The sequence below is a fragment of the Acinetobacter boissieri genome (assembly GCF_900096955.1).
Classification (GTDB): Bacteria; Pseudomonadota; Gammaproteobacteria; order Pseudomonadales; family Moraxellaceae; genus Acinetobacter; species Acinetobacter boissieri.
Genome location: NZ_FMYL01000006.1, coordinates 196,904 through 204,378 on the forward strand (window position 1 = coordinate 196,904; position 7,475 = coordinate 204,378).

Consider the following 7,475-nt stretch of genomic DNA (forward strand, 5'->3'; position numbering starts at 1 on the left):
ATAGGCTTGCAATTTTTAGTGATCAGGTTAGTTTAGAGCCTAAATATAGCATGCTTTAGAACCTTATGAAGACGTTAAAAATTGCAACACGTAAAAGTCCACTGGCGCTGTGGCAAGCTGAACATATCAAATCTAGATTAGAAACATTACATCAGGGACTACAGGTAGAGCTGGTTACTTTTGTGACACAAGGCGATAAAATTTTAGATACGCCATTGGCTAAAATCGGTGGCAAAGGTTTATTTGTTAAAGAATTAGAAAATGCTCTGCTTGATGGTCGCGCAGACCTTGCGGTGCATTCTATGAAAGATGTACCAATGCACCTCCCTGAAGGTTTAGATTTGGCTGTAATTTGTGAGCGTGAAGATCCGTCAGATGCTTTCGTGTCAAACCAGTATCAGCATTTTGATGAATTGCCACAGGGTGCAGTGGTGGGTACATCTAGTTTACGTCGTAAAAGTCAGTTATTACACAGTCGCCCTGATCTTATGATTAAAGACTTACGTGGTAATGTAGGTACACGTTTAGGTAAATTAGATGAAGGCCAGTACGATGCGATTGTACTGGCTAGCGCAGGCTTAAAGCGTTTGGCATTACATGACCGTATTAGACACACTCTTGATGTAGAGCTCAGTTTACCTGCCGTGGGGCAAGGTGCCCTTGGTTTGGAATGCCGTGCCAATGACACAGCAGTTTTAGCATATATTCAACCATTGCGTGATGAAAATACAGAGCTTTGCGTGCGTGCAGAACGTGCATTTAATGCATATTTAGAAGGTGGGTGCCAAATTCCAATTGCAGGGTATGCGACATTAAGTCATGACCAAATTTTTATGGAAGGTCGAGTTGGAAGCATTGACGGTCGTACCTTATTGAAAGTACAACAGCATGCAGCTTCTACTGATGCTGTGGTTTTAGGTGAGCAATTAGCACAAGCGTTGCTTAATTTAGGTGCTGGCGAGTTACTGAATGCACTTAAAGTCTAATGCTATTTATTAATACTCGCCCATCTGATCGAGCCAAGTCATTGACTCAACAGTTGCAGCTGTTGGGTCATGATGTATTAGATTTGCCTTTACTTGAGTTAATGCCAATGGCTTTAACTCAGTCTTTGGCTGGGCAGTTTTTAACATTAAATCAAGCCGATGTTATTGTGGTTGTGAGCCCAACAGCTGCCGAAATTGGTCTATTGTATTTACAGACATTAAAAATTCCATTGCATACGCTAGGCTCACTCAATTGGATTGCTGTAGGTGAAAAAACTGCACAAGTATTGGCAGAAGTGGGTATTCAAGCCCATATACCCATGGTGGAAAATTCAGAAGGTATGTTACAGCTCCCAATTCTACAAGTTGAATCTATGCGTACCGTTGCTTTTTGGCGTGGAGAGGGCGGTCGGCAATTTATGATGGAGCAACTTATTGCACGCGGTATTCATATTGTAAATATGTTGCTCTATCAACGTGCACTGCCAATTTGTGCCTCAGATCAAGCTCAAGTGCTTTCAGAGTATTTACAGCATTATCACTTAAACACAGTATTTATCTGTGTGAGTAGTGAAGCGAGTTGGAAAAATTGGAAAAATATTTGCGCGCAACATGACTTGGAATTAGCACGCTTTATTTATTTACCTTTGGGGCAACGTTTGGCTGAGGTAGTTTGTGACGATTTAGCCAATAAACCAGCCACCATTTACCCAATTTCAGACTTAAAGCCTGCTACAATACATACAGTAATGTTACGGGGTCAGACAAATCAATGAGTAAAAAATGGCTGTTGGTTGGTGTTGCACTCATACTATGGGTTGCAAAACTAACGTATGATCAACAAGAGTATGTAGATCAAATTACAAGTTTACAAAATCAAATCACTAAAGTAAGCCAAGCCACTGATAATTTGAATGACCAGTTTGTCGCATTACAACGTCATGGCGTAAGCACACTGCCTGACACTAAAGCATTACCTGAGAAACAGCTTACCACAGGTATTGATATTTTAAATCCATTGGTTTTGGTGAAGCAACAGATTGATCTTATTCAGTTTTCATTACAGCAACAGCAAAACAGCTATGCGTTAGAACACTTACAGACATTGATTAAGAATGTGATGCAGTACGATATTGCACCAGCACTTAAACAGAATTTATTAGATAGTTTAACTTCAGATCAACAACGTATTGTTCAATACTATCAACAGCAAGAACTACAAAAGAAACAAACATCGTTACAGCTACAGCAGATAAACCAATATTTAAATGTTTTAATGACTAAAATGGCTACAGGTGATGAAAAAATAGCACAGGAAAAGACGTGGTTTAGTTTGCAATCAACAGATCAAGCGAAAACAGCACTGATGGGGCGAAGCATCATTATTAAAGAAATGCAATTGCGTTTACTCTTGGCACAACAATTTTTTTATCATGGTAAATATCAAGAGTATCAGGCGAGTATAGAAGATATGCTGGTTTTAACTCAACAATCATCTCTTCTGAATCAAAAAGAGTTACATCATTTATTAGTGCAAGCAAAACAAATTAATGTTTTAAATTTACCCAAACTACAAGCCACAGCATTGGTTAAATAATCAAAGTTTTAAGAAGGTAGAGATGAAAAAAACCATTAAAGCATATATTGTGGCTCTAGTATTGGGCGTATTGCTATTGTGTGCTGTGACACCATTTTTTGGCGCAGGTTATGTATATGTCTACTTTGCAGGCTGGGAGTTGCAAACCAATATTTGGGTATTGTGTGCACTAATACTTACGATCAGTTTTTGTATACAAAGCATATATATGCTTATAAAAGCTTTTTTTGCACGCCAAAAGTTAAAAGCAAAGCAGGCTACTTCTTTTTCAGATTTACATCCATATGAGAAATTGGCAATTTTGTGGCTTCTAGATGCACAAGCTGAAAAAGAGCCAATGGTTCGCCAAGTTTTTGCACATTCTGGTATGTTAAATCATATTATTACAGCCAATTTCCTGTATAAAAAAGAACAATTTAATGAGGGGCATATAGCACTAGAGCAAGCCCCACCAGATGCTTATGAGCTCAAAGAGGTTCTATATATTAATGCATTGTTAGATCAAGATGAGCAAGAACAATCATTTGTGCACTTAGAAGCACTGTCTAAGCATAAACCTAGTGCTTGGTTGGTCGATGTAAAGCAAGGGTATGAGCAATCGATTTCTAAGTTATGGGGGAAATTTGCATTTAAATTTCCATGGTCATATTTAAAAACAGCGCATTATGGTCATTTAAGTGCACAAGATAATACAGCATGGCTTACTGCCATACTACAACGTTTTGAATCTAGTGACGTTGCACAAAAAAATGAGTTAAAAGCGCGCTATATCTCTTTAGAAACGACGTATATGCAAGATACTATACGAGAAAATAAAATTTTATGGTTAAAGATCCTGGCTCGTTGTGATGATACTTTACAAGAGCAAGAGCGTCTTTCGAGTCATTTACTACATGAACAATTTGACCAAGAAGTGTGTTTCATGTGGTTTGAACAAAAAATGAGTATGATTCAGCCTGATTATTTTGAAATTGAGCAACAAGTAAATATGTGGCAACACCGTTATACCGACGCACCTATATTTGATTTTATGAAGTGGCATATATATCAAGTGACCGGACGTTACTTAGAGGCAGCTCAACTTCTAAATAATTTTCCAAACCACGTGTTAATGAACTATTTACGTATTAAATCAAAAATTCAGGATGATATTTTATTAACAGAACAACTAAACCAAGTCTTTGAGACCAATACTCATTTTTTAAAAATACAGATATAACTAAAAATGTATTAAAATATGATCCTTATATTAAAAAACATCTCTAAGATGGCTAATAATTTCAGCCTATTTATGTTTAAATAAACTTACAACATAGGGGTATATTTAATGCAAGATATTAACGAAATGAATGTAGAGCAATTGGAAAGTCTGAAGAAAAAAGCAGATTTACTGATTGTCTCTAAAAAAGAGCAATCGATTGCAGATGCATATGAAGAAGTGATTGCGATAGCGACTTCAGTTGGCTTAAGTATCGAACAATTATTAGATTATGGTGTACAAAAAAGAAAAACAGGGCTTCGTAAACCTGTTGCACCACGTTATCGAAATCCAGAAAATCCAATAGAGACTTGGACTGGGCGAGGTAAAAAACCACGTTGGTTGGTCGCTCAACTAACGCAAGGTGCGACATTAAATGACTTCTTAATTTAAAAACACTTATTTTATTTTAAATAAAATTCTAGATTAAAATATTAATCTTACTATTAATATTTTAATCTTTTTTTAATACTCATAAATAAATTTATCCTATATTTTATATAAGATTATTATCCAATATAAAACAATAACATTCCTGTTTTAGCTCGAATGAGTAATATTTATAGCGTAATTTAACTTATTCAAATTATAATCCAAATGTCATAAGTAACATAATAAAAATAGTTGCTACGCAAAGACTTGTCGTTTGACGAGTAATTAAATATGCTATGCTAACTGTAATAAATCACGAGTGAGATATTTGCAATGAAATGGAATTTAACGCTGATTTCTGAGGAATTACCCGAACAAAATACAAAAATACAGCAAGACGTATTGGTTGGGCGTCATGAAGGTTGTGATTTAGTATTACAAGACGCAAAAGTTTCTCGTAAGCATGCTATATTTTCTGTTAAAAAAACTGGTTTATGGTTGGAAGACTTACAATCTTCCAATGGTACATACGTCAATGGTGAAAAAATCGAAGTCGCTACACAGTTGAATGGCGATGAAAAAATTCAATTTGCAGAGCTGGTCTTTCAGTTAGAGCAACTAGAAGATCAAGTTGCTGAAACAGAAAATCCTGAACAGTCACCCCAAGCGACACAAACGGTTGAACCTTTACCAGCCGATGCCTCATCTTTACAGCCTAAAGTAACAGAAGGTAAAGATACATCGCAGTCTAAAGTAGTCATAGAAGATAAAGACACAATATCTCAAACTGGGAAGAAAAATAACTTACAAATGGTTGTTTTTGTTGTAATTGCTTTTATTATTGCTATGGTCGTATGGGCACTTTTTAAATAACATGACGTAATGCAAGTTGCCCATGTTGAATAAAGTGGGTCGTTATTACTCATTACTTACTATGTAGGAATTGTATGAAATCAAGTCAAGTTTTTCGATGGCGTTACTCATAATCCCCTTTTTTAAATCTTAAGAAATAATGAGAGTACGCAATATGCAAAAAGCTACATTTGAAAAACTAGTAGAGCAAGGTTTTAATACAATTCCCGTATACCGCCAACGTTTAGCAGATACAGACACTCCGCTATCTGTGTATGCAAGATTACAACAAGATATGGTTCCATCGTATTTATTTGAATCTGTAGAGGGTGGAGAGCGTTGGGCGCGTTATTCAATTATTGGTTTGGGTGAATCAACCATTTTTTCGTGTAATAAAGGCATATTCACCATACAACATCCAGATGGTACATATACGACCCAAGAAAATATTGACCCATTTCAATTTATTCGAGATTTTCAAGCAAAGTTTAAAGTACCAACAGATCAAGATATTCCTGAATTACCTACATTTACAGGTGGTCTAGTCGGTTACTTTGGCTACGACACAGTACGTTATATCGAACCAAAACTCACCAATATGCCCAGTGATGATCCAATGGATTTACCTGACATCTGGTTAATGTTGTCGAAAACAGTCATTGTGTTTGATAACTTAAAAGACACTCTATTTTTAATTACGCATGCAGATATAGATGCTGGAGAAAATTACCAAAGTTGTCAGCAAAAACTAGATGAGCTAGAAAATAGATTAGAGTCCACGGTTACATTAATTGCTAAGCCACATACTTTTCCTATTTTTGAGTCGATTACTGGCGAGAAAAACTACAAAAACAGCGTGGATCTTGTTAAAGAGTACATTAGAGCAGGTGATGTGATGCAAGTTGTACCTGGGCATCGTATGGTTTCTGATTTTGATGGTAATGCTTTGCAAGTATATAGAGCACTTAGACATCTAAATCCATCTCCGTACTTATTTTTGATACATGGGTATAGCTTGGCAGACAAAAAACCATTTCAAGTGGTTGGTTCATCACCTGAAATCTTGTCACGCTTAGAAAATGGCATAGCAACAGTGAGACCGTTGGCAGGTACGCGCCCAAGAGGAAAAACTAAAACAGAAGATTTAGCCCTTGAGCAAGAGTTGCTCTCAGATGAAAAAGAAATTGCAGAACATGTCATGCTTATCGATTTGGGAAGAAATGATATTGGTAGGGTTTCAAAAATAGGAAAAGTACATGTCACAGATCGAATGGTTGTTGAGCGTTACTCCCATGTGATGCACATTGTATCTAATGTCGAAGGAGAGGTAGAAGATGGTGTTGATGCTTTAGATGTGTTTAAAGCGACTTTTCCAGCAGGAACACTCTCTGGTGCGCCAAAAATTAGAGCGATGGAAATTATTGATGAAGTTGAACCTGTCAAAAGAGGTATCTTTGGTGGAGCAGTCGGCTACTTAGGATGGCATGGTGAGATGGATATGTCGATCGCAATTAGAACTTGTGTTATTCGAAATAATAAAGTGTTTGTACAAGCAGGTGCAGGGCTTGTTGCCGACTCAAATCCAGATGCAGAATGGAATGAAACACAAATAAAAGCTCGCGCAGTGATCAAGGCGGTTGAATTATCATCAACTGGACTGATTTTATGAGTTTTTTTAAAAAAAACCATAAAAAACACTTGCATGATTTAAAAGTTTTGCTAAACTGCACACCGTTCCGATACGAAACGTACGAAACAAAATAAAACGCCGACATAGCTCAGTTGGTAGAGCAACTGACTTGTAATCAGTAGGTCCTCAGTTCGAATCCGAGTGTCGGCACCAGTTTTAGTTTGTTTTGCATTGGAGCAGCACTACCAAGTAGGTGCGATATGGTGAGATTCCCGAGCGGTCAAAGGGGGCGGACTGTAACTCCGCTACGAAAGTTTCGAAGGTTCGAATCCTTCTCTCACCACCAAATTTACTTCGAATGAAGTGGTAGTATACCAGATGCGGGAGTAGCTCAGTTGGTAGAGCGGCAGCCTTCCAAGCTGCATGTCGCGAGTTCGATCCTCGTCTCCCGCTCCATCGAAGGCTATCGCTCTTATAGCTCAGTGGTAGAGCACTCCCTTGGTAAGGGAGAGGTCTCGAGTTCAAATCTCGATAAGAGCTCCAGATACATACAGTTTAGTGGTTTTAATCACAACTCATCAAAAAAGCAGGCTTATTAGTCTGCTTTTAAAGTATTGGGTGTTTGTTTTTTTAAGCAAGTATGTCGATGTGCTGACAATTATCAGCGTTTTGTTCGATGTGAATGAAGGAAGATCATCATGGCTAAGGCTAAGTTTGAACGTAATAAGCCACACGTAAACGTGGGAACAATTGGTCACGTTGACCATGGTAAAACAACGC

The 7,475-nt window shown here is 37.4% G+C and carries 7 protein-coding genes, 4 tRNA genes and 1 pseudogene; all 12 read left to right on the forward strand.

The window, feature by feature from the left end; genetic code table 11:
- The first annotated feature begins 65 nt into the window (after positions 1 to 65).
- Positions 66 to 986: a hydroxymethylbilane synthase gene (gene hemC, locus BLS38_RS07900; protein WP_092748354.1), complete on the forward strand. Its 921-nt coding sequence runs from the start codon at positions 66 to 68 to the stop codon at positions 984 to 986.
- Complete coding sequence (locus BLS38_RS07905) at positions 986 to 1,762, forward strand: uroporphyrinogen-III synthase (RefSeq protein WP_092748357.1); 777 nt, start codon at positions 986 to 988, stop codon at positions 1,760 to 1,762. The genes hemC and BLS38_RS07905 overlap by 1 nt, the downstream gene beginning before the upstream one ends.
- Positions 1,759 to 2,583, forward strand: a complete 825-nt coding sequence (locus tag BLS38_RS07910; protein WP_092748359.1) for a hypothetical protein — start codon at positions 1,759 to 1,761, stop codon at positions 2,581 to 2,583. Before BLS38_RS07905 ends, BLS38_RS07910 begins: the two co-directional genes overlap by 4 nt.
- A gap of 22 nt (positions 2,584 to 2,605) precedes the next feature.
- Positions 2,606 to 3,802, forward strand: a complete 1,197-nt coding sequence (locus tag BLS38_RS07915; protein WP_092748361.1) for a hypothetical protein — start codon at positions 2,606 to 2,608, stop codon at positions 3,800 to 3,802.
- Positions 3,803 to 3,910: 108 nt separating this feature from the next.
- A complete protein-coding gene (locus BLS38_RS07920) occupies positions 3,911 to 4,234 on the forward strand; it encodes an H-NS histone family protein (protein WP_092748363.1) in 324 nt (107 codons plus the stop codon).
- Positions 4,235 to 4,546: 312 nt separating this feature from the next.
- Complete coding sequence (locus tag BLS38_RS07925) at positions 4,547 to 5,086, forward strand: FHA domain-containing protein (protein WP_092748365.1); 540 nt, start codon at positions 4,547 to 4,549, stop codon at positions 5,084 to 5,086.
- A 154-nt stretch (positions 5,087 to 5,240) separates the two neighbouring features.
- On the forward strand, positions 5,241 to 6,734 hold the full coding sequence (gene trpE, locus BLS38_RS07930) for an anthranilate synthase component I (protein WP_092748367.1): 1,494 nt from the start codon (positions 5,241 to 5,243) through the stop codon (positions 6,732 to 6,734).
- Positions 6,735 to 6,832: 98 nt separating this feature from the next.
- A tRNA-Thr gene (locus BLS38_RS07935) sits at positions 6,833 to 6,908 on the forward strand.
- 49 nt (positions 6,909 to 6,957) lie between these two features.
- Positions 6,958 to 7,041, forward strand: a tRNA-Tyr gene (locus BLS38_RS07940).
- 34 nt (positions 7,042 to 7,075) lie between these two features.
- Positions 7,076 to 7,151: transfer RNA gene (locus BLS38_RS07945), tRNA-Gly, on the forward strand.
- Between the two features lie 12 nt (positions 7,152 to 7,163).
- A tRNA-Thr gene (locus BLS38_RS07950) sits at positions 7,164 to 7,238 on the forward strand.
- A gap of 155 nt (positions 7,239 to 7,393) precedes the next feature.
- Positions 7,394 to 7,475: pseudogene (locus BLS38_RS07955) on the forward strand (hypothetical protein); the annotation flags it as partial.

What these genes read in the sequence shown, in the direction of transcription:
- hemC (WP_092748354.1), top strand. Translation starts at nt 66, where the DNA reads ATGAAGACGTTAAAAATTGCAACACGTAAAAGTCCACTGGCGCTGTGG.
- BLS38_RS07905 (WP_092748357.1), top strand. Translation starts at nt 986, where the DNA reads ATGCTATTTATTAATACTCGCCCATCTGATCGAGCCAAGTCATTGACT.
- BLS38_RS07910 (WP_092748359.1), top strand. Translation starts at nt 1,759, where the DNA reads ATGAGTAAAAAATGGCTGTTGGTTGGTGTTGCACTCATACTATGGGTT.
- BLS38_RS07915 (WP_092748361.1), top strand. Translation starts at nt 2,606, where the DNA reads ATGAAAAAAACCATTAAAGCATATATTGTGGCTCTAGTATTGGGCGTA.
- BLS38_RS07920 (WP_092748363.1), top strand. Translation starts at nt 3,911, where the DNA reads ATGCAAGATATTAACGAAATGAATGTAGAGCAATTGGAAAGTCTGAAG.
- BLS38_RS07925 (WP_092748365.1), top strand. Translation starts at nt 4,547, where the DNA reads ATGAAATGGAATTTAACGCTGATTTCTGAGGAATTACCCGAACAAAAT.
- trpE (WP_092748367.1), top strand. Translation starts at nt 5,241, where the DNA reads ATGCAAAAAGCTACATTTGAAAAACTAGTAGAGCAAGGTTTTAATACA.